At 49.0% G+C, this 21,368-nt stretch carries 16 protein-coding genes; 12 read left to right on the forward strand and 4 right to left on the reverse strand.

Features of this window, described 5'->3' with window-relative positions:
- Positions 1–153 precede the first annotated feature (153 nt).
- The gene (locus NSQ80_RS01300; protein ID WP_019007868.1) at positions 154–1,518 is read left to right on the forward strand and encodes an ISNCY family transposase; all 1,365 of its coding nucleotides are present in this window, start codon (positions 154–156) and stop codon (positions 1,516–1,518) included.
- Between the two features lie 115 nt (positions 1,519–1,633).
- On the opposite strand, the gene NSQ80_RS01305 is transcribed toward NSQ80_RS01300, so the two are convergent.
- Complete coding sequence (locus NSQ80_RS01305; protein ID WP_339301019.1) at positions 1,634–3,289, reverse strand: IS5 family transposase; 1,656 nt, start codon at positions 3,287–3,289, stop codon at positions 1,634–1,636.
- Between the two features lie 481 nt (positions 3,290–3,770).
- Between NSQ80_RS01305 and NSQ80_RS01310 the strand changes: the two genes are divergently transcribed.
- Together NSQ80_RS01310 and NSQ80_RS01315 are read left to right on the forward strand one after the other, a co-directional pair.
- Positions 3,771–5,987 (forward strand): DUF3578 domain-containing protein, encoded by a 2,217-nt coding sequence (locus tag NSQ80_RS01310; RefSeq protein ID WP_339301020.1) that lies wholly within the window; start codon positions 3,771–3,773, stop codon positions 5,985–5,987.
- Entirely contained in the window at positions 5,959–8,346 is a 2,388-nt protein-coding gene (locus tag NSQ80_RS01315) for a DUF2357 domain-containing protein (protein ID WP_339301022.1), read from the forward strand. The genes NSQ80_RS01310 and NSQ80_RS01315 overlap by 29 nt, the downstream gene beginning before the upstream one ends.
- Positions 8,347–8,438: 92 nt before the next feature.
- Here the strand turns inward: NSQ80_RS01315 and NSQ80_RS01320 are convergent, their stop codons facing one another.
- The gene (locus NSQ80_RS01320; protein WP_084770855.1) at positions 8,439–8,582 is read right to left on the reverse strand and encodes a ribbon-helix-helix protein, CopG family; all 144 of its coding nucleotides are present in this window, start codon (positions 8,580–8,582) and stop codon (positions 8,439–8,441) included.
- A gap of 280 nt (positions 8,583–8,862) precedes the next feature.
- Between NSQ80_RS01320 and NSQ80_RS01325 the strand changes: the two genes are divergently transcribed.
- The gene (locus NSQ80_RS01325) at positions 8,863–9,309 is read left to right on the forward strand and encodes a hypothetical protein (protein ID WP_323078576.1); all 447 of its coding nucleotides are present in this window, start codon (positions 8,863–8,865) and stop codon (positions 9,307–9,309) included.
- A 285-nt stretch (positions 9,310–9,594) separates the two neighbouring features.
- Here the strand turns inward: NSQ80_RS01325 and NSQ80_RS01330 are convergent, their stop codons facing one another.
- Together NSQ80_RS01330 and NSQ80_RS01335 are read right to left on the reverse strand one after the other, a co-directional pair.
- Complete coding sequence (locus NSQ80_RS01330; protein ID WP_339301024.1) at positions 9,595–10,350, reverse strand: CPBP family intramembrane glutamic endopeptidase; 756 nt, start codon at positions 10,348–10,350, stop codon at positions 9,595–9,597.
- Entirely contained in the window at positions 10,347–12,644 is a 2,298-nt protein-coding gene (locus NSQ80_RS01335; protein WP_339301026.1) for an MFS transporter, read from the reverse strand. Before NSQ80_RS01335 ends, NSQ80_RS01330 begins: the two co-directional genes overlap by 4 nt.
- Before the next feature lie 151 nt (positions 12,645–12,795).
- Between NSQ80_RS01335 and NSQ80_RS01340 the strand changes: the two genes are divergently transcribed.
- The 8 genes from NSQ80_RS01340 (at position 12,796) to NSQ80_RS01375 (ending at position 21,368) form a co-directional block, all read left to right on the forward strand.
- Positions 12,796–13,527: a response regulator transcription factor gene (locus tag NSQ80_RS01340; protein ID WP_339301028.1), complete on the forward strand. Its 732-nt coding sequence runs from the start codon at positions 12,796–12,798 to the stop codon at positions 13,525–13,527.
- Complete coding sequence (locus NSQ80_RS01345) at positions 13,517–14,977, forward strand: HAMP domain-containing sensor histidine kinase (protein WP_339301030.1); 1,461 nt, start codon at positions 13,517–13,519, stop codon at positions 14,975–14,977. The genes NSQ80_RS01340 and NSQ80_RS01345 overlap by 11 nt, the downstream gene beginning before the upstream one ends.
- A 514-nt stretch (positions 14,978–15,491) precedes the next feature.
- Complete coding sequence (locus tag NSQ80_RS01350; RefSeq protein WP_339300023.1) at positions 15,492–16,856, forward strand: ISNCY family transposase; 1,365 nt, start codon at positions 15,492–15,494, stop codon at positions 16,854–16,856.
- A gap of 141 nt (positions 16,857–16,997) precedes the next feature.
- Positions 16,998–18,050: an ABC transporter substrate-binding protein gene (locus tag NSQ80_RS01355; RefSeq protein WP_260071194.1), complete on the forward strand. Its 1,053-nt coding sequence runs from the start codon at positions 16,998–17,000 to the stop codon at positions 18,048–18,050.
- 19 nt (positions 18,051–18,069) lie between these two features.
- Positions 18,070–19,083 (forward strand): iron chelate uptake ABC transporter family permease subunit, encoded by a 1,014-nt coding sequence (locus tag NSQ80_RS01360; RefSeq protein WP_028538463.1) that lies wholly within the window; start codon positions 18,070–18,072, stop codon positions 19,081–19,083.
- Positions 19,083–20,147, forward strand: a complete 1,065-nt coding sequence (locus tag NSQ80_RS01365) for an iron chelate uptake ABC transporter family permease subunit (protein ID WP_339301033.1) — start codon at positions 19,083–19,085, stop codon at positions 20,145–20,147. The genes NSQ80_RS01360 and NSQ80_RS01365 overlap by 1 nt, the downstream gene beginning before the upstream one ends.
- Positions 20,144–20,896 carry an ATP-binding cassette domain-containing protein gene (locus NSQ80_RS01370; RefSeq protein WP_028538461.1) on the forward strand — a complete coding sequence of 251 codons (753 nt, stop codon included), beginning with the start codon at positions 20,144–20,146 and terminating at the stop codon, positions 20,894–20,896. The genes NSQ80_RS01365 and NSQ80_RS01370 overlap by 4 nt, the downstream gene beginning before the upstream one ends.
- Before the next feature lie 346 nt (positions 20,897–21,242).
- Positions 21,243–21,368 (forward strand): hypothetical protein, encoded by a 126-nt coding sequence (locus NSQ80_RS01375; protein ID WP_232228314.1) that lies wholly within the window; start codon positions 21,243–21,245, stop codon positions 21,366–21,368.

Below are 21,368 nucleotides of genomic sequence, written 5' to 3' on the forward strand. Positions count from 1 at the left end.
CAGGGTGTTTTGAGCATAATTAAAAGGAATTCAGCACCTCAAAATGGAAATTGTTATTGACGAGATAACAAAGTTCCACACCCCGAGGGAAGAATTCCTTTGCTATAGGAGTTCAACAGAAGCCCTCGGGAATCCTTCCAAGAGGTGAAGAAAATGTTGAAACTTCGAGACGAGCAATTGACCATCTGGGATGCCATTCTCCCGGAATCTGTTAGAAAGTTGCCGGTCGAGCTTGCAATCATAGATCAATTACTGGACGACGACCGTTTTCTTCAACCGTTTACTGAGTTGCACCCGAAAGGCAAGAAAAGCGGCCGTCCTACGCTTGCAATTGAAAAGTACATCCGTCTTATGGTCCTGAAGCATAAATACAATTTGGGCTACGAGTCACTCGTGAAGGAAGTCGGTGACAGCATCACATGGCGAATGTTCTGCCGGTTTGCCATCGACGAACCGATGCCCGACCCGTCTACGCTCATCTATGCCCGCAAACGCTACGGCGACAAGATCGTCGAAGACATCAATGCCGCACTCGTAAAGCAGTGTGAGGAAAAAGCCGTTCTGAAAACCCGCAAATTGCGCACGGATACGACGGTTGTGGAATCCGACATCCATCACCCGACAGACGCTACGCTGTTGCAAGATGGCGTAAAAGTCATCACTCGAACGATTCAGAAAATCCGGAAAGTCGCCTCCCACACTGTTCAAGGCTTTGAAGATCGTACGGCAGAAATCAAGGAAAAGATTCTGTCCATCGCGAAAGTTCTACGTCGCCGCACCCGTGAATCTTGGGAAGAAGTTGACCGGATCACTGGGAGCGTAATCGAAGTAGCCGAGAACGTTGTGAACAAGGCGCAAGCCGTTATCGAGAAACTGCAAGACAAGGGCAAAGCTGCTCTTCGACAAAGTAAAACCAAACTGACCGAGGCGGTCACGCTAACCGGCAAGTTGTTGGAACAAGCCAAACAGGTCGTTTCCGGCAATCGAATCATCGCAGATCGGATCGTCAGTTTCTTTGACCCGGAAGCAAGACCGATTAAGAAAGGTAAGCTGGCCAAAGGAACTGAGTTCGGCTACAAGGTGCGAATCGACGAGACGGAAAGCGGCTTTGTGACCGGCTACGCTGTCTACGAGGGGAACCCCTCGGATGATGAACTGCTCGTTCCCGCTGTACAGGCGCATATCAAGCAATTCGGCAAAGCGCCGCAAGCTGTAGCGACCGACCGCGGTTTCTCAAGCAAGAAGAACGAAACGGCCATTACCGAACTTGGTGTGAAGCGAGCTAGCTTGCCGCGAAAGGGCAAAAAAGGCATTGCCCGATCCGAGTACGAAAACGAATTATGGTTCAAAGACTTGCAGCGTTACCGTGCAGCTGGAGAAGCGAAGATTAGTCTTCTCAAGCGGAAGTACGGTTTGAACCGCAGCAGGTATCGGGGCTTTGTCGGCTCAAAATGCTGGGTCGGCTTCGGGATTCTGACCCACAACCTGCAAAGAGCGGCAAAAATGCTCCAAAACTAACATGGAAACCGATCATTAGGGAAAGTTCCCCCTCACAACCCAGCCAGCAACCCGAAACTATTTTTGAAAATCGACTTTTTCAGGAGCAACTAATTAGGGCTTGCTGAACGATTGTTTACCTGAAATTCAGTGCCGGGCGACGGCGGAGCAGTATGGCAAAAATGAAGCAAAAGAGAACGCGCAGCCTGCGTTCCAGATTCATCACCAGCAATTGCAGCGTGATGACGGACTCGCTCGTCTGTGCAAGGCGCGCTCGAATACGGCCAAGCCCGTACTTGCGCTTGCCTTCTCCGAATTTGCCTTCGATTGCGTTTCGCTGTCCGGCATCTTGTTTAGCAAGATGCCGCTGCTCACTTGTCTGACCCTCTTTCGGCGGTCGCCCCAAAGCCGGTCCGCTAAGCCGAATGCCGTGCTGTTTGCAGAAGTTCCGGTTCTCGCGTGTGCGATAGATTTGATCTGCTTGTACGACCGCCGGGTAGTACCCCATGCGGCTGCGGTACTTCTCGATCGCCTCGATGAGCGTCGTGCTCTCGTTGAAATTGTCCCAAGACATACGATCAAGGAACGCATAGCCTTTCGTCATGCTGACAGCGATCTTGGCTCCAAACTCGACTCGCGCTTTGGCTTTCCCGCGCACGATCGGCCTGACATGCGGCTGGTGAATGCTGACGATCCGATCTTCGATCTGATGGGTACGACCGTTGTACATCTGAAGCTGCTGGCGATACAGTTCATGAATGACCAACAAGTCGCGATAGGCTTTGCGGCTAAGCAGTGTAAGCGGCTGCGCTTTCGCCTGCTCGGCGATGATGGTCAAATTTCGCCCGACGTATCCAAGCTGCCGCCTGATCGCTTTGCGAATCACTTTCGGCCCCGGACGGCGTTGCTTGGAGACCGCCAGATACTGCTTGCGTGCTTTTTCCCTGTAGGTTCGCGGTTTTGGTACTTGACCCATAACCGGTTCGTGCAGCGTATCGATAATGGCTTCGAGCTTCTCCCGCGCTTCATTCAACAGATTCAGGTCGGTCGGATAAGCGACATCCGCAGGTGCGCATGTGGCATCCACCATCATCGTGCCTTCATTGGGAGCGAGCGGCGATTCCGCTTCAGTGACGGACTCTTGTCCTTCTTCGGAAACGGGCTCGTTCGCGGGCATCTGCTCATTCGCTGATTCTATGGCTTGTTCCAGGAAGGTATGCTCTGAAGAAGCCGGGTCCGATGCCTTGGCATGGGCTTGCACTTCGTCAAACATCGTTTGCTGCTCGGCCGTCTCGGAAGCGGCAATCTTCTTGCTTGCTCGTTTTCCTTTGCCGCCCATTCTGCCGTTCGTGTCGTCTTCGTCATCGTCCTGAATTTCCTTAGCGCCTTCGGTAGCCACGATCTCATTGATTTCAGCGAGCACATCCTTCAGGCGCTTACGGAAATGCGTCATCATGGAGTGATGGAAGGGCGGCTTCATTTCGAATCCGGAAAGGCCGATGAAGTATTGCATGTACGGATTTTCGCTGATCGAAGCAAGCGTCTCCCGATCTGTCAGTTGCATCCGCTCTTGAATGATGAGAGCGCCAAGCCCCATGCGCAAGCTGAGCGTGTGCTGCCCGCGAAACGTGTCTTTGAAGAACTTGCCGTAGTTTTTCTCAGCGTGCGCCCACGGGATCAATCCTGCCAACTGAACCCAACGATTCTCTTTGTCCAGCTTCCCGCCGAAGGGCAGAAAGAAGTCGTCGGGCAATATCATTTGGTTTTCCAGGTGCGCCGTCGGCTTGTACACGTTCGTCACTCCATCTGCAAGGTTTTGGCTCTCATTATCTGCATTTCCTTTGCATATTAATTCGACAGGATGAGCCCATATCCCTTGTTGTGATGCGGTTTTTAGCAATTTTTCAAGCTTTCAGCAAGCCCTAATTATGGCCAATGGGGTCAATAATGAAGAGGCCAAACATGAATGGAAAGAAGGGCCCCCTCACTATATAACATGAAGGAAGGCTTATCTTTTTCGCATTTTCTTTCAAATTTACAAGAATTAATCTTCAGGAGCGTAAATAATCAATACTAATGAAGATTTACCGGGAGCTTTAAGATGATTATATTACCCTCTACAAGGCGGAAAAGAAGCTCCTTTAGTTCAAAAAATCTATCTGAAATAGGTTTAGTAATACTGACTAGTTTATATCTAGGTGGAAGAGTAACTATACTTAGTATCTCTGCAATAAGCAATTATTGCTATATATCACTATCCCGGAGGGCAAAGCATGTCACTTCCAGTTGAATTATCCAATATATTTCGTTCTAAGCAAAAGTCCTACAAAATGGTGCTTGTGAATTCGATGATTGATACTTGGCGGGAAACGCATGATCAGATGCTTAAGTTTGATGATGTAGCCCGGCGGTTCCTGACCTACTATCAATATAGAGAGAGCAGTGGTGATGTTGTAGATTCACCGCCGTCATATTTATCAACCCGGTGGGAGTCCATGAACCTATTTCAGGTGAGATCCCTGCTCGATACCCCAATAGAAGCGCTTCGTTCGGTTGTTGTTAAACAGGCGGACGGGGCTTTTTTGACGTTTGCGAATTCGGTGTGGTCGCAAGGGGAGGCAGTGCTGTTCGAACTTCAAGATTATGCTAACCGTGAATTGGACCTGTATCATAGGCACCTGGAGCAGGGGCCAAGCTTTTCCCTTAAGGAGAGTTTGGTCCATATCTTGCAAACCTATTCTCAAGCAAAAACTGAGACTTTTGCGAATCATGATTTAGGTGTTTTGTTCAGAAAAACGTTACCAGAACAGCTCCAATCGCTTCCTTTTATTTCAGAGCATATTCGGATTCAGGGTTCTGTGGGACAAGGCAATTGGGCAACGGTTCCTTGGCTGGCCCTTATGGACACTCGAATTACGAAGTCTACCCAGTACGGGGAGTATATCGTCTACTTATTTGCAGAGGACATGAGCGCGGTCTACCTGACCTTTAACCAAGGGGTCACGAAACCTATTCAGGAGCGAGGGAGAAAAGAAGGATACAAGTTCCTACAGCAAAAGGTGGCGGAATTAAGGGAGAGTCTCGATTTTCAAGGCTTCTCCAAAGATGAAAATATCCATCTCACTGAGGCAGGCTTGGGGCGCGACTATCAAGTTTCGACGGTCGCTTATAAGCGATACGATGCGTCTCATATTCCGAGCGATGAGCAATTAATTGCTGATCTAGAACAGCTAATGACGACATACCAAGCATACGTCGAACGGAAGCTTCAAACAGATCAGATCGAAGATCCAGAATTTCCTTTGGAAACGGTGGAAGAGAACATGGATGATGAGGCAGTTCGTGGGCATTTGGATAGAATCCAATCGTACATTCAAAATAAGGGGTTTGCCTATCCTACAGGATTGATCGAAAACTTCTACCTCTCCCTCAAAACCAAACCTTTCGTCATCCTTGCAGGCGTATCGGGAACCGGGAAAACCAAGCTGATTAAGCTCTTTGCGGAGGCGTTGGGAGCGACTTCGGAGAATGGACAGTTTACGCTAATTCCGGTCCGGCCGGATTGGAGTGATCCGTCGGATTTGATTGGCTACAGTGACTTGTCCGGCAAGTTTCGTCCAGGGCGTGTTACTGAGGTGTTGTTAGAGGCCTCCCGTAACCCGAGCAAACCTTATTTCATCTGCCTGGATGAGATGAACTTAGCTCGAGTAGAGCACTATTTCAGTGATATGCTCAGCATTTTGGAGACTCAGGAATGGCGCGACGGACGTATTGCTACCGCTCCAATCATTCACAGCAGCTCGTTCGTGCAGGATGAGGATCAAGAAGTGTATGGCAATCTGTCGATTCCGGAGAATGTGTACTTGATCGGAACGGTCAATATGGACGAGACGACGCATCCTTTCAGTAAAAAGGTGCTCGACCGGGCAAATACCATCGAGTTTAATGATATCTTTTTAGATCAGTTTCCTGACGAGGAGTTAGGGGCGGGGCCACGTCCAGAGGCAACACCTAATCGGTTCCTAAGAAGTGATTATCTGCAGCTAGTAGATGCCTATAATGCGGATTCCAAAGATCTGATTAGTAGTACGACCGAAAAGCTAATGAAGATCAACAGCATTTTGGAGGAGATCCATGCGCATGTTGGTTTTCGCATTCGGGATGCGGTGTGCTTCTATATGCTCTATAATCAACGGTTTGGATTGCTGGCCGAGGATGAGGCGTTTGATCACCAGTTGCTCCAGAAAATACTTCCTCGCATTCAAGGCAGCAGCGCTTCGATCCGGAGAGTTCTTCTGAATTTGATGCGGGAGTGTGTGGATTCTTCTTTTACCGTCAATGAGTATTTGGAGGACACGACCTCATTGTTCGAGGGCGATAAGCTCAAACCCCTACTCGATCGGGCCAAGTATCTGCGTAGTGCAAGGAAAATCGCTTCGATGTTACGGAGGCTAGAAGAAGATGGATTCACCTCTTACTGGTTATCGTAATGCGCCAATAGAGTTACTACGCATAGAGACGAATCTGTTTGATTTGTATATCAAAGGGAAGCCATTTCATCCGACCGTCGAAACGATGCAGCTTCATCGGCAAGAAGGGGATGTGTGGGTGGATGCCCATTTCCAAATCGATGTCCCATCTCCGAAAGTGGAGATGACTTCGATTGAGGTCTTTTCTCATCAGACGATGGATCTTCAGACTTGGAATCCGGGCGATCCGGCAGAGCCTCTGTTTTTTGAAACACAACCTTATGAATTCGTGGTGGAGAAGAAGCAGGAGGATCTACCAATCGTATTTTTCCATGAAAATCTTCACTTACGTCAAGCTGTGAAACCAATAGGGAGTCGTGGCCGGATCTTGTCCGGGGTACTTAACTTTCAAAATGAGGTTGGCTTGTCGGAGTTGGAGCTTCGCTTGCATGGCGAAGTGATCTTTAAGCTGCAGCTTGAAGTGTTTCCGTCCAAAATGGACTACAAACGCGATTACGAAGTGATTTTGCGAGAGGTGAATGAGCAGATTTATAATCTGTCTTTTGACTTTCTGCGTAAGACGTTTCATCTTACCGGGTTAAGGGAGACACGACATCAGAGTGTGACGGAGTTTTTTACGATATTACAGCAGGTTTTTGGGCAGTTGACCCAAGGTGTCGACCGCATCAAAAACGCTCCCCACTACAAAATGCGCCGTGAACCTCATCTTGTGGAAGCATCGAAGGCGAAGCGGGTAGGGAAGGAGAATATCGCTTTTTTGCGCAAACGGCCAGAGCTGTGTGTTCCTGGGCAGGAGCTACCTACGCATGTGCTTGAGACCCGGCGGTATAGGGACTTCGATACGGCGGAAAATCGATTCATCCGCTGGGCCTTACTTCGCATCACTTCGAAATTGAAGGAGTTACGATCCCATGCAGCAAGGAAAGAAAGCGTGGACCCCGTATTGCTGAAGAAAGTCGACATGATGAGCTCGCAGTTACTGCGACTGTTGAGACAGGATTTTTTGCAAGTTGGGGATATGAAGCAGGTTTCGCTATCCCTGGTCCTACAGATGGCTCCGGGGTATCGGGAGGTCTATCGGATTTATCTCTTGCTGATGAAGGGGCTCTCGATCCAAGGCGATTTGTTCCGGTTGTCGATGAAGGATCTGGCGCAATTGTATGAGTACTGGTGTTTCCTGAAAATTCATGATTTGATGCGGCGAAAATATGAGCTGGTAAGCCAGGATCTGATTAAGGTAAATCGAAACGGTCTATTTGTGACGTTGAACCAGGGACGGAAGGCGAAGATGGTGTATCGGAATCCGCGAAATGGAGAGGTGTTTACCCTCTACTATAATTCTCTGCCACCGGGAGACAGCCACACTACGTTGGCACAGAAACCGGATAATGTGCTGACATTAAAAAAGAATGACGCGGCGATTGAGTATAAGTATATTTTTGATGCCAAATATCGCTTGAATTCAGCCTATGAGGGGACGCCTTACTGGAAGAAGTACAAGCAGCCAGGTCCTGAAGAGGAAGACATCAACATAATGCACCGCTATCGGGATGCGATTGTGTACCAGGATCAACGGAACGGTGATTACGAGCGGAGTATGTTTGGAGCGTATGTGCTTTTTCCGTATCCGGATGAGGTGAAGTTTAAGGAGCATCCTTTTTACAAAAGCATTCAGCTCGTCAACATCGGGGCGATCCCGTTTCTGCCGAACACAACCGGTCTGATGGAACAACTGCTGGATGAGATCATTCAAGACAGCCCGGAGAAAGCCTATGAACGTTCCACTCGCCCCAGCGGGACGAAGGAATATTACTACAATAAGTTTGCGGGCAAAAATGTCCTGGTGGGTTCTCTCAGGGAGCCTTCCCAGCTGGAAATGGCGCTGAAGCTCCGTTTTTACCATATGCCGTTGAAAAATATCGTCGACCACAAGCTGCTGACTCAAATCGAATACATCGCGATGTGCCAATCTCGCAAGAAGTTCCAAGGTCCCGGGAATACGGGGATTCATTGGTTTGGTCGCGTTCTGGATTGGAAGGTGGTCCGGAGACGGGAAATTAAGGAACGGCCGGCTCGGCCCGGGACGGAAGAGGAGCTGTATGTTAAGTTTACGATCGAACGGTGGGAGCGGCGGGACAAGCCCATTGCGCTAGGTGGACAAGGGATATATACCTGCCTGTACACAAGCAAGTACATGTTTGATCGAGCCAGTGAAATTGCGGAATTGAAGCTGGAGAATGAGGAAGACCTACGGAAATGGCGTGAAGCACGTCGACTTGGCAAGGTGAAAGTGCAACTGGATCACACCGATGTGGATTTAGCAGAGAAAGTGGTGGGGATTCGGATTGAGGAATCCTAGGAGCACTTCTGAAAAAAGTTAGTTTGATGCAATGAAACCCGCTCAACGAGCGGGTTTTTGCTTTCAAGGTTATATGATTGAATTTACATGAATTAATCGTTTGTAGAATCGATAAACTTTACATTCTTAAGGGCATATTCCAATGCCATGTTAATGATTTCGTTCCGAGAACGATTGCTCTTTCGGGCAAGTTCATCTAATTGTTCTTGAAGGATTTTTTCAATGCGAATGGACATCGTTACAGTCTTGTCTTCCCTTGGAGTTATGATGAACTCATCATTGCTCACACGAATCACCTCACATATCAGTATAGATAGAAAGTGAGGGATTATAACATAACACAAAAAGTGTTAATTTATGAATACAAATTGCAATGTAATAACATTACATATATAATTACAAATATAATGAACTGACTGAAAATGTGAAAAAGACTACCTTGTTGCACTCATACTCTATAGAAGCACACGGTTTTTTTGATCCCGGGGCGGTATATCATGTAGGAGGGCATCATTTATGGAAATTATATTAGAATCAATTCCAGGTGGAGCCTTATTCTTTGATGAATACATAAACGATTGGTTTAAAGTGAAATTTTATCTGGAAGACCAAAAAATCGTTAGTCCCATTTATGCTTATGGTCCAAATTCAGAAGGTAAGGAATTCAAAACTGAACTATATTTCAGCAGTTTGCTACCCTATGTAGATGATGTTAGGATTAAAAGAATTCTATTAGAGAATTTGATATCGGATGCAAGATTCGAATTGAATTTCTATGAACAGGAACTAAACACAGCTACTCCCGAAGAACTCGCGAAAATATGGGAACCACGCGATAAGAGTAAATGGTGGACATTGTTATATCTAACAAAAAGGGAAGTTCTACATTACAGTAAGTACGATGCACAAAGAAAACTTCATAAGTACGAGAAAATGCTAAATGAATTGTCAAATGACTTTTAGTTTTTACGCGTATTGAATGGCTCCTTGGTACTTTTTAACACATCATAAAACCCATTGACATATAGGACAGGGGGACGACTCCCCTCGCCTCCACCATGTAAATCCACTACCGCATAAGTTGGAGGATTTTTCTATTTCCGACGGCGGCAAATGGCCGATTTGCCCTGTATGTCTACAATCCCCTCGAACCTCCTTAGGCGAACGCACATATATGCATTACGGATTGAGCATGATTTAAAAAAAATCAAATCCACAACCTTAAGCGGTTGTGGATTTTCATTATACTCAGTTCATGACATTGAACAATATAGGAAGCAAGACCAATTGATTGATGACATGCGTGGCGATATGTCCGAGCATGGCGTAGGCTAATCCGTGTTTCCAATATAAATAGCCAAATCCGATGCCCGGCAAGAAGTTAAGCAATAACGTCCGGATTACGGTAACGGTGCTTAACCCCAACATTTGTGCAGTCGCAGGAAGATGCCCTGCGGCAAAGATCAATGCGGCCATGACCATCCCCGCGATATAAATGCCATTGCGATCTGTAGTTTTCGTAAGCTTGCTGGCCAGCCATATGATGATCGACATGAGTCCGAATCTGAGCAGAAGCTCCTCAATGATTCCTCCGTACAATACGCTTCCCAGAAAATAAAGCCAGGAAAATTCAAATCTCTCCGCCAGTCCCAAACTTTCGGCAAAAACCAGCTTTTCTGCAATGGCAATAAAACTGGCTGACAATAGTCCGATGCTCACCGCTGCGGCAATGCTTGTTCTGCTCCAAGCAAACGGTTTGTTCAAATGTACTTTTGGAGAAGCCCATACTCCTGCGATTGTAGCAAGACTCGCCAACGCTGCAGTTTGAAGCATAGCGATCAGGATAATCACTTGCTTCGACCCGAGCTGAGCCGCTACTTGACTTTCCAGTTCAGGCGTTAAGGTCATCGCTTGCTGCGCTCCTAACAAAGCGCCTGAGATCAAGCCTAGCACCATAACGGCCATCACTTTTTTCGCAGATACCATCTTCTTTATCTTGGTCATCGCTCGTTTTCCTTCCCAATTGTGGATTTCACTGCATCGCTGATGGCAGCATCGTCACGAAGGCCGACATCGCGCAAGTAGATCGAGCCGTTGGCGGATTGATCAAACACGAAACGGATTCGGCTGATCCGCTCCGGCTGGAACGACGGATTGACGTGGCGAAAGTCGGATAGCCGGAAAGCGAAGTTTTGAAAGACCGGCTCCTTGGTCGGCATCAGCGATGTAAACGGCCATTTTACGATACCGCCTTCGAACATCGGCAGCAGACCGCCCGCTGCACTCAGTGGCATGGAAGCCGTGTTGCCGCTTGTATCCTCGACCTCGATGGTCAGATCAACAAGCTCTTCCTGCGTACCCGACCGATCAGCCATGGAGAAGACGAGGGTGCCATTCGGCGGGACGGCAAGCCCGGTGTCGGGCAGGACGATCGTATAGGAAGGGATCCCGTCGACCTTGCCGCGGTCCCAACCGAGGCGAACGGCGCTGAACGGACCGGGGGCGAATTTCATCTCGACCTGTTCTTCTTTCCATTCCGTCAGCCGCTCTCCAATCAGTTGACCGCCGGGCAACGTGGTTGTGGAAAGATCGATATCCTCGTCGAAGGTGCTGATAAGCGTCGTCCGGGCGTCCAAATAATCGTTGATATACATCGTATCCGGCAGCCATTCTCTTGCGTGGCCGAGGTCTTGGAAAATGGCACGGTATTCGGTCCTCCCGTACAAGGTTGCATCGAGGAAGGACGAGATGAGCACCTTCGCCGCTTGCAGCTGCTCCTCCTGCGGGATCAGCTGGGCCCGGTTATACAGCAGGTTGCCGAGTCCCGGTGCATCGCTCCGCCCCCACACCGTATTGAATTGCCCGTGATTGGCCCCGTAGATATAGACCGACGCTTTGAAATCATCGCTGCCCGGTGTAAAATCGACCCGGTTGTACTGGCTTGCTCCGGCGAAGGAACTGACGTCCATGTCGTGAGCGCCTTGAAGGGCGAGGTAGTTGAGATCAGTCAGCTCCGTCGGCCGACTTGCCGGCTCGTACTGGCCGTCTGTACCCGCAAGCGAGATGACGGAACGGATGCCAAAGCCGTAATTGAACTTGATGTTGCCGTCCTCCGGCGGTGACTGCAACTGGTTGTACGCGGCCGCCACCGTTACCGCCTCGCCGCCGCGGGAATGGCCGATCAGCGCGATCCGGTGCATATCCACTTTCCCATAGAACGGGTTGCCCACCGTGCCGTTCCATTTCTTCCATACGCTCAAGTGCTCCAGCATGAGCCAGCCGCGTGCCGGGTTTTCCTTCTCCAGCACGTTCAACATGAACAGGTCGTCGAAGGGCGAGGTGTTGAGAAAATTTTCATCGATCGACACGACGATATAGCCGCGGCTCGCCAGCAGTTCCCCCAAATAGGCATAGCCCGGGTCTGAATAATCGGTGGCGAGATGGTTGCCGTGCACGATCATCACGAGTGGAAATGGCCCTTCTCCATCAGGATACCAGACCAGCCCGTTTAACGGTATCGCTTCCGGTCCGAAACCAAATGTCTTTGTACGGAGGGAGGACCAGTTCGCCACAAAGGCCGAGCCGTCCACCGGCTCCGTGATCAGCGAATCTTCTGCGTTAAAAACCTTTCGGTAGCCGTTTGCGCTGCCGTAGGTTAGTTTTTTGATCGGATACGTCCCCGGCTCCGCAGGATTCGCTAATGTTCCCGGGTAATGCTCTGGTGCTTTCATGACCGACAGCCGGTAAGGCTTCGCCAGTTCCGCGCGCCCGCCATCCACCAGCCAAGCTCCCGTGCAGAGGGTAAACACAACGGTCACTGCCGTCGCAATTCCGGCTATCACCTTCGTGCGTGTTTTTGCTTCGCGATATGAACCCCGGATCCAGCGGGATATCATCGCTCCCGATAAGGAACAGCCGGCCAGCACGGACAAGGTGACGATAAACATGACCGTCATCGGACCAATAAAGCTGATGAACAGCAGGATGAAGGAGGCAAGCGCCAGACCTATGTACCGCGAAGGCATACGTTTGGCAAGATGCAGCACTCCAGCAATAACCATGGCGATTAAAGCAATGGCAAGCAGGAACAGTCCGGTCCCGGTCACATAATCCCACAGTCCCCGCGACCCGATCAGATGATAGCTTTGGATGAGAAAAATGACGCCAGCTATGCCAAAGAGCGCGATCGATGCTCCTTTCCAGCCCGGAGTCAGCGGGGGTTGACGCTTGATCCCCCCGACAATCCGTTCCCGCCACGTTCGGATCGAACCCCTTCTGGACAACTCTGTTTCTGCCATATCATGACCTCTTTCTCAGATGATTGTTACAACAACATCCAATATAGAGACCTCGTCTTTCCGCCACCTGTCGCTTTTCTTACAATAACCTTACATAGCAGGAAATCGGCTTTACGGTGCGAACAATACGAAGGAGTGAGGTGGTGGAATAATGCCCAAAACGATACTGTTAGTCGACGACGAGCAGGACATCGTGGACATGCTGAAGCTTTTTCTGGAGCCAGATTATCACGTTCTTGAAGCCAATGACGGACAATTCGCGATGGAGATGTTCGCTCGCGCGTCAATCGACCTGGCGGTGATCGATATCATGATGCCTTATGTGGACGGCTTCAAGCTCCTTCAATGGATACGGAAACATTCCAGGATTCCGGTGATTGTTCTGTCGGCCAAAAATCAGGAGGCGGACAAAATTGCCGGGCTTGGCCTCGGTGCGGATGATTTTATCGCCAAGCCGTTCAGTCCTTTGGAGGTGGTGGCCCGAATTCAGGCGCATTTGCGGAGAACGTACGAATTTAACGATGCCGGTGCGGCGGCGGGAGCAGGCGTGGACACGGCCATTGCTGAGACCCGGCTGGGTGAGCTAATCCTGGATCATGAAGCGTGCCTGTTATACAAGCGCGGAGAACCAATCGAGCTGAGCGCGATCGAATACAAGCTGCTGAAGTTGTTTATGAGCAAGCCGGGGCGCATCTATACGAAAAAGCAAATCTTCGAGCAGGTGTGGTCCGAACCCTATATCGCTGACGACAATACGATTATGGTGCAGATCAGTCGGCTGCGGGACAAAATCGAGGATTCGCCGCGGGAACCCTTTTACATTAGGACGGTTCGCGGCCTCGGATACCGGTTCGCCAAAAAGGATGAGCTGGATGCAACGTAAACCAAAAAAGCTGTTTGGGATGTTGCTTCGGAACTACGTGATTTTTTCACTGACGCTGGGAATGAGCTTCATCGTGCTGCTGCTTTTTTTCGTGGAAAGAACCAACGTGCGAATGCCTAAGGATATGTCGTTGCTGCAAGCGCATGCGATCGTTCGTCCGGATCCGGCTGACATCCAGAGCGATGTGATTGAAGAGGTGGATGGCTGGGTGGAAATTCTCGATGAGCAGCTGCGGATCATGGAGGTCCGAGGAGAGAAGCGGGACGGCAACGTGACGGGCTATACGGAGGGGGAACTAAACGCTTTATTTTACGATTCGGACGACAATCCGTACTATACGTCTATGGCTCCATTCCATACGAATGACGGAGAGCGTCGTTACGTCCTGGTCAGGCTGCCGAAACAGCAGATCCGGGCGGATTTCATGCTCAATGAGAAGACAGAGAACTATCAGAGGATCTTTTGGATCGCTTTGGCCGAGACGGGGGCGTTATTCGTCCTGCTATTTGGCATCAACGTCTATGTGTACAGCCGCTTGGCCGCAGTCAGGTTGACCAACCCGCTTGGCGCGATTGCCGCGGGTATCCGCAGCGTATCGGATGGGCGCTATCATGAGCGGCTGCACATCGAAGCGAATTACGAGCTTGCGCAAATTCAGGAGAGCTTCAACAAGATGGCGGAAAAGCTGGAGCGAGCTGAAGCGAACAATCGGCAGCTGGCTGAGAGCAAGCAGCGGATGCTCGTCCATATTTCGCACGATCTGAGAACGCCAATCACGACGATTCAGGGTTACGTGGAGGCGCTGCAGCATGGGGTCATCAAGGAGGAAGCCGCACGTCAGCGGACCCTCGGTCTTATCCACAGCAAAACGAAGCTGGTCGCTGAACTGATCGACGATGTCTTCGAGTTGGCGAAGCTGGAGGTTCCCGACTATCCTGTCGTCAAGAAAGTTTGCGATCTTGCAGAGTTCACACGCGAAATGGCCGTAGACTATTACGATATGTTCGAAGAAAAGGGGATGATGTTCGAATTCGACATTCCTTCGGACGAGCTGCCCGTGCCGATCCATACGAAGTTGCTGTACCGGGCGGTCTCCAATCTGCTTGCAAACGCGCTGAAATACAATCCGCCGGTAACTCATGTGCGGCTGTCACTCATAGACGGGCAGGACGCAGTGCGGATTGAGGTCGCCGATAATGGCGTTGGCATCCCCGCTGAATTGCGTGCCCGCGTCTTCGAGGCGTTCGTCCGCGGAGACGCCGCGCGCAAGAGCGATGGCGGCTCAGGGCTTGGCCTGACGATCGCCAAGCATATCGCAGAGAAGCATGGGGGCAGTCTCGCGCTCGACAGTGACGCAGGCTGGACGCGCTTTGTGCTGACCTTGCCGAAGACAGGGGAGATGGGCCCGGTCATGGAAGAGCCGCACGCGGTGAGCGAAGTCGGAGCTTAAATGCGTCACACGACAGCGAATTGTCGATTTGCCATACCGCAGTTCACCCCCATTCTGAAAGCCCAGTCCGTATCAAGACTGGGCTTTTTTCCTGTCTCCCCCTCCTCAACCAGACCTGTTTAACCTTGTGCGACCGCTGTATAGTTATCCCTTCTCTGGATCGTAGACTTTGATATTCTCTAATTTTAGATGCAAAAAAATTTGAATTTCTGTATTGATATTAATTTTTCATGATGCTACAATAACACTCAGTGATAATGATAATTATTATCAATGAATGATAACTTGCGATGTAAGGAAGTAAATTCATGCAGGATGGAACAAGGTACATACGGATTTAGTTAGTTTCCCCTGAAAAAGTTAGGGTGTTTTGAGCATAATTAAAAGGAATTCAGCACCTCAAAATGGAAATTGTTATTGACGAGATAACAAAGTTCCACACCCCGAGGGAAGAATTCCTTTGCTATAGGAGTTCAACAGAAGCCCTCGGGAATCCTTCCAAGAGGTGAAGAAAATGTTGAAACTTCGAGACGAGCAATTGACCATCTGGGATGCCATTCTCCCGGAATCTGTTAGAAAGTTGCCGGTCGAGCTTGCAATCATAGATCAATTACTGGACGACGACCGTTTTCTTCAACCGTTTACTGAGTTGCACCCGAAAGGCAAGAAAAGCGGCCGTCCTACGCTTGCAATTGAAAAGTACATCCGTCTTATGGTCCTGAAGCATAAATACAATTTGGGCTACGAGTCACTCGTGAAGGAAGTCGGTGACAGCATCACATGGCGAATGTTCTGCCGGTTTGCCATCGACGAACCGATGCCCGACCCGTCTACGCTCATCTATGCCCGCAAACGCTACGGCGACAAGATCGTCGAAGACATCAATGCCGCACTCGTAAAGCAGTGTGAGGAAAAAGCCGTTCTGAAAACCCGCAAATTGCGCACGGATACGACGGTTGTGGAATCCGACATCCATCACCCGACAGACGCTACGCTGTTGCAAGATGGCGTAAAAGTCATCACTCGAACGATTCAGAAAATCCGGAAAATCGCCTCCCACACTGTTCAAGGCTTTGAAGATCGTACGGCAGAAATCAAGGAAAAGATTCTGTCCATCGCGAAAGTTCTACGTCGCCGCACCCGTGAATCTTGGGAAGAAGTTGACCGGATCACTGGGAGCGTAATCGAAGTAGCCGAGAACGTTGTGAACAAGGCGCAAGCCGTTATCGAGAAACTGCAAGACAAGGGCAAAGCTGCTCTTCGACAAAGTAAAACCAAACTGACCGAGGCGGTCACGCTAACCGGCAAGTTGTTGGAACAAGCCAAACAGGTCGTTTCCGGCAATCGAATCATCGCAGATCGGATCGTCAGTTTCTTTGACCCGGAAGCAAGACCGATTAAGAAAGGTAAGCTGGCCAAAGGAACTGAGTTCGGCTACAAGGTGCGAATCGACGAGACGGAAAGCGGCTTTGTGACCGGCTATGCTGTCTACGAGGGGAACCCCTCGGATGATGAACTGCTCGTTCCCGCTGTACAGGCGCATATCAAGCAATTCGGCAAAGCGCCGCAAGCTGTAGCGACCGACCGCGGTTTCTCAAGCAAGAAGAACGAAACGGCCATTACCGAACTTGGTGTGAAGCGAGCTAGCTTGCCGCGAAAGGGCAAAAAAGGCATTGCCCGATCCGAGTACGAAAACGAATTATGGTTCAAAGACTTGCAGCGTTACCGTGCAGCTGGAGAAGCGAAGATTAGTCTTCTCAAGCGGAAGTACGGTTTGAACCGCAGCAGGTATCGGGGCTTTGTCGGCTCAAAATGCTGGGTCGGCTTCGGGATTCTGACCCACAACCTGCAAAGAGCGGCAAAAATGCTCCAAAACTAACATGGAAACCGATCATTAGGGAAAGTTCCCCCTCACAACCCAGCCAGCAACCCGAAACTATTTTTGAAAATCGACTTTTTCAGGAGCAACTAGTTAATCATTCTATTTATATAATTTTTATTTAAAGGAGAGGTCATACAAATGAAAAGATTCATAACGAGCATCTTGATGGTCATCTTGGTATTGGCGTTAGCCGCATGTTCCTCTAATACAAACACTGCGGGGGAAAGCAATACGAAAGCAAATAACAGCAACGCTTCCACTGCAACCGAAACGTCCGCTGAATCGACGGAAGCAGCAAAACCAACGACCGTTGAGTTTACAGATAGCCATGGTACGGTAACGGTTCCGGTTAATCCGAAGAGCGTCGTTGCTTTGGATAACAGAACGTTTGAAACCCTTGCGGATTGGGGGGTTAAGCTCGCGGCTGCACCTAAAGGGGTAATGCCTAAAGATTCCCCTTATGTTGCCGACGAATCGGTACAAGATATCGGTAACCACAGAGAGCCTAACCTGGAAGTCATCGCTGCGGTTAACCCAGATCTGGTGATTGTAGGTCAACGTTTCTCCGGCTACTACGAAGATATTAAGAAGCTTGTTCCGAATGCAGCCGTCATTGATGTAAACGTTGATGTATCCGGTGAAAATGGCACGCCAGGTGACAATCTAGTCAACGGCTTCAAAGAGATTACAACGAAGTTTGGTGAAATCTTCGATAAGAATGAAGAAGCAGCTCAACTGGTAGCCGAATTCGATCAAGCGCTGGCTGACGCGAAAGCAGCTTACAATGGAACAGACAAAGTCATGAGCGTCATTGTTTCTGGTGGTAACATTGGTTTCGCTGCTCCATCTACTGGCCGCGTATGGGGTCCGCTGTACGATATCTTCGGCTGGGTTCCAGCACTGGAGGTAGAGAACGCAACTACTGACCACCAAGGGGATGAAGTTTCTGTAGAAGCTATTGCGCAAAGCAATCCGGATTGGATGTTCGTACTTGATCGCGACGCTGCAACTTCCAGCGGAGAAGAGAGTGTTCCTGCTCAAGACGTAATTAACAACGCTCCGGCACTTCAAAATACAACAGCCGTATCTAAAGGACAAGTTTTGTATGCTCCTACGGACACCTACACAAATGAATCGATTCAAACGTTCATTGAAATCTTCCAAGAAATTGCGCAAACTCTAAAGAAGTAAAATAAAGGAGTACATGATTGTGCCCGAGAATGTTATCGCTGAGGTTGAGACTACTTCTCAACCTCAGCTTTCTAAGCGTAAAAAGATATGGACGTTTCCCTTCATACTTGCCATCCTCGGCGTTATTATTCTAGGTATCATCTCTCTGTTTACGGGGGTGTATGATATCTTTGGACAAGAAGACGGCTGGGATATGTTCTTCATCACTCGGATTCCAAGAACGGTGGCCTTAATGCTTACCGGGGCGGCGATGGCCATGACAGGGCTGATCATGCAGCTGATGACACAGAACAAAATGGTCGAGCCGACCACCATCGGAACAACGGAGTGGGCGGGTTTAGGTCTGCTTACGGTCTACTTGCTAATCCCCAGCCCTTCATTAGTAGTACGGATGACGGGTGCAATTATATTTTCATTCGTTGGAACGATGGTTTTCTTCTTCTTCCTAAGGAGTGTAAGACTTCGCTCTTCTCTGATCGTTCCGATCATTGGATTAATGCTTGGTGCCGTCATCTCGGCATTGTCCACTTTCTTGTCGCTCTTCTTTAACATGTCTCAAGTGATCGAAGGCTGGTTCATCGGTTCTTTCGCTCCAGTTCAAGCTGGAAGATATGAATATTTGTGGATTATTATCATTGTCACGTTCTTCATTTTTCTGTATGCCAATCGTCTAACGCTAGCTGGATTGGGAGAAGACGTAGCCACTGCTTTAGGTGTCAATTACAAACGACTTATTCTATTGGCGAATTTACTCATTGCAGTTGCCGTAGGGATTGTCGCCTCGGTCATCGGCAATCTTCCTTTCTTAGGATTAATTGTCCCTAACATCATATCCATGGTTCGCGGAGACGATCTTCGCAGCAATCTCCCTTGGGTATGTGTCATGGGGATGGGGACGATCATGCTGTGTGATATCGTATCCAGGGTTATCATTATGCCGTTCGAAGTGCCCGTCTCCTTAATTCTAGGTACCGTAGGAGCGGTCGTTTTCATCCTAATTTTGCTAAGACAACGAAAAAGCAGGAGGCTGTGATGAAGACATTAACAGTGGATTCTCAACTCAGCACAAACAGCGAATTAAACGCCAGCCCTCGTGCTAGATCTGCCAGCGCTTTTCGAACCAAGAAAGAAGCGAAACGCTACTGGATTTTATTAGTGTTGTTCATTGGTGTGGGTTTGCTTGCTGCACTTGGGTTGTTGCTTTATAACAATCCAGTACCGGTGGACTCTCCCTCTTTCGTTCCTGTTGTAAAGAGACGGCTCGTGGCCATTGTCGCTATGTTCATTGCTGCATTATGTCACAGCTTCTCAACCGTCGCGTTTCAGTCTGTAACGAATAACCGGATGATTACCCCTTCTCTGCTGGGTTACGAATCCCTTTATTCAGCGATCCAGACCGGTACGTTGTTCTTCTTCGGAGCGGGTGCGCTCGTCAGCTTCACGGGGCAGGGCGCCTTCTTCCTTCAGGTTTCGCTGATGGTTCTGTTGAGCTTAACCTTGTATGGATGGCTGCTGTCCGGGAAGTATGGCAATTTGCAGCTGATGCTTCTCATCGGCATCATTATTGGAGCAGGCCTGAATTCCGTTTCGGGCTTTATGAGACGAATGCTTGCCCCATCGGAGTTTGACCTGCTGCAGTCCAGGCTTATTGGCTCGGTCAATAATGCGGATTCTGAATATTTTCCTATCGTGATTCCGCTTGTTATCCTTACTGCCTTAGGTCTATTCTTCTTTTCTAGAAAGTTAAATGTCCTGGCGCTAGGAAAAGATGTGGCAACGACCTTCGGCTTGAATTATCAGGCGGGCATCATCTTTACGCTTGTCTTAGTCGCTGTCTTAATGGCTATTTCTACTTCATTGCTTGGTCCGCTGACCTTTTTTGGTTTTTTAGTGGCGATGCTGAGCTACCAAGCCGCACCAACGTATGATCACAGATACGTCTTTCCAATGGCTTTTGCCATCGGTTTTTGTATTTTAACGTCTGCTTATTTCTTGTTGTATCACGTCTTTCATGCACAAACCGTCGTAGGTGTCATTATTGAGTTATTTGGTGGACTTGCGTTTCTTATTGTAATCTTAAGGAAGAGGTCGCTATGATAAGTATTCAGAACGCTAGGAAATGGTACGGGGATGAAGTCAAAATCGGGCCCTTAAACATCGAAATTCCCAAAGCCGGGGTAACCTCCTTAATTGGCCCGAACGGTGCTGGAAAATCGACGACGCTTCTCATGATCGGCAGATTGCTGAACATGGATGAGGGTCAAGTTACCGTCGCCAATATGAACGTGACAACATCGAAATCCGATGATCTAGCAAAGATCCTCACGATCTTGCGCCAAGAGAATCATTTCGTTACTAGACTTACCGTCAGACAGCTCGTGGGGTTCGGTAGATTTCCCTATTCCAAGGGAAGATTAACCAAGGAAGATGAAGTCATCATTTCGAAGTATATTGATTTTCTTAAACTGACGGACCTCGAGCATCGGTTTTTGGATGAGCTTTCAGGCGGGCAGAGACAAAGAGCCTATGTAGCCATGGTGCTCTGCCAGGAAACCGAGTACGTGCTGTTAGATGAACCGCTCAACAACTTGGACATTGCCCGTTCGGTACAGATGATGGAGCATCTGAAGATCGCCGCGAATGAGTTTGGCCGAACCATTCTTACCGTCATGCATGACATCAACTTCGCCGCCAAGTATTCCGATCGCATCTGCGCGATGAAGAATGGACAAATTGCCGCATTCGGAACGGTTCAAGAGATTATGAAGCCTGAAATTTTGTCGGACATTTTCGAAACGAAAATTGAAATTATCGAAGGACCTTATGGTCCGATCGCAGTTTATTAGGTGAGCGGGAGATCAGTTAAGAGCATAAAGCTGTACGAGGCGAGTTTCAGGTTGTCCTGGGCTCGCCTTTTTGGTGTCTTTTGAACCAAGGAGAGCCCCTTGATTGAGCTAAATTGGCATTGATTGAATCATTGCAGAAGGCGATTGATTATATGGAAGCTCACGTTCTTGATCCTGACCGATATCACGGTTGGTGATTATATTCGGCGGCGTCGGTTAACGCTGGCGGCACAAGAATTAATCAGCACAGACAGCATGGTGTTACTCCGAGTGAAGCCCGAAAAGGGATCGGAAAACTACAATCCAGGGACCTGTCCCAACCGCATTTGTAAATACCTACAGACAAATTTATTCGGAATGGCTGCCTTCAAATGGGTATGTGCCTGCTGAACTCCCGACTATTGAGGCTTATATCAGTCAAGATCTCTATAGTCCGAATTCCAAGAATGAAATCTGGCCTGCCGTAAAGTGA

The sequence above is a fragment of the Paenibacillus sp. FSL K6-2441 genome (genome assembly GCF_037964765.1).
GTDB lineage: Bacteria > Bacillota > Bacilli > Paenibacillales > Paenibacillaceae > Fontibacillus > Fontibacillus phoenicis.

Bases quoted from the DNA above. Each gene is read 5' to 3' on its own strand.
- NSQ80_RS01335 (WP_339301026.1), bottom strand. From the start codon at position 12,644: ATGGCAGAAACAGAGTTGTCCAGAAGGGGTTCGATCCGAACGTGGCGG.
- NSQ80_RS01320 (WP_084770855.1), bottom strand. From the start codon at position 8,582: ATGTCCATTCGCATTGAAAAAATCCTTCAAGAACAATTAGATGAACTT.
- NSQ80_RS01350 (WP_339300023.1), top strand. From the start codon at position 15,492: ATGTTGAAACTTCGAGACGAGCAATTGACCATCTGGGATGCCATTCTC.
- NSQ80_RS01310 (WP_339301020.1), top strand. From the start codon at position 3,771: ATGTCACTTCCAGTTGAATTATCCAATATATTTCGTTCTAAGCAAAAG.
- NSQ80_RS01330 (WP_339301024.1), bottom strand. From the start codon at position 10,350: ATGACCAAGATAAAGAAGATGGTATCTGCGAAAAAAGTGATGGCCGTT.
- NSQ80_RS01325 (WP_323078576.1), top strand. From the start codon at position 8,863: ATGGAAATTATATTAGAATCAATTCCAGGTGGAGCCTTATTCTTTGAT.
- NSQ80_RS01370 (WP_028538461.1), top strand. From the start codon at position 20,144: ATGATAAGTATTCAGAACGCTAGGAAATGGTACGGGGATGAAGTCAAA.
- NSQ80_RS01315 (WP_339301022.1), top strand. From the start codon at position 5,959: ATGGATTCACCTCTTACTGGTTATCGTAATGCGCCAATAGAGTTACTA.
- NSQ80_RS01345 (WP_339301030.1), top strand. From the start codon at position 13,517: ATGCAACGTAAACCAAAAAAGCTGTTTGGGATGTTGCTTCGGAACTAC.
- NSQ80_RS01300 (WP_019007868.1), top strand. From the start codon at position 154: ATGTTGAAACTTCGAGACGAGCAATTGACCATCTGGGATGCCATTCTC.
- NSQ80_RS01365 (WP_339301033.1), top strand. From the start codon at position 19,083: ATGAAGACATTAACAGTGGATTCTCAACTCAGCACAAACAGCGAATTA.
- NSQ80_RS01340 (WP_339301028.1), top strand. From the start codon at position 12,796: ATGCCCAAAACGATACTGTTAGTCGACGACGAGCAGGACATCGTGGAC.
- NSQ80_RS01355 (WP_260071194.1), top strand. From the start codon at position 16,998: ATGAAAAGATTCATAACGAGCATCTTGATGGTCATCTTGGTATTGGCG.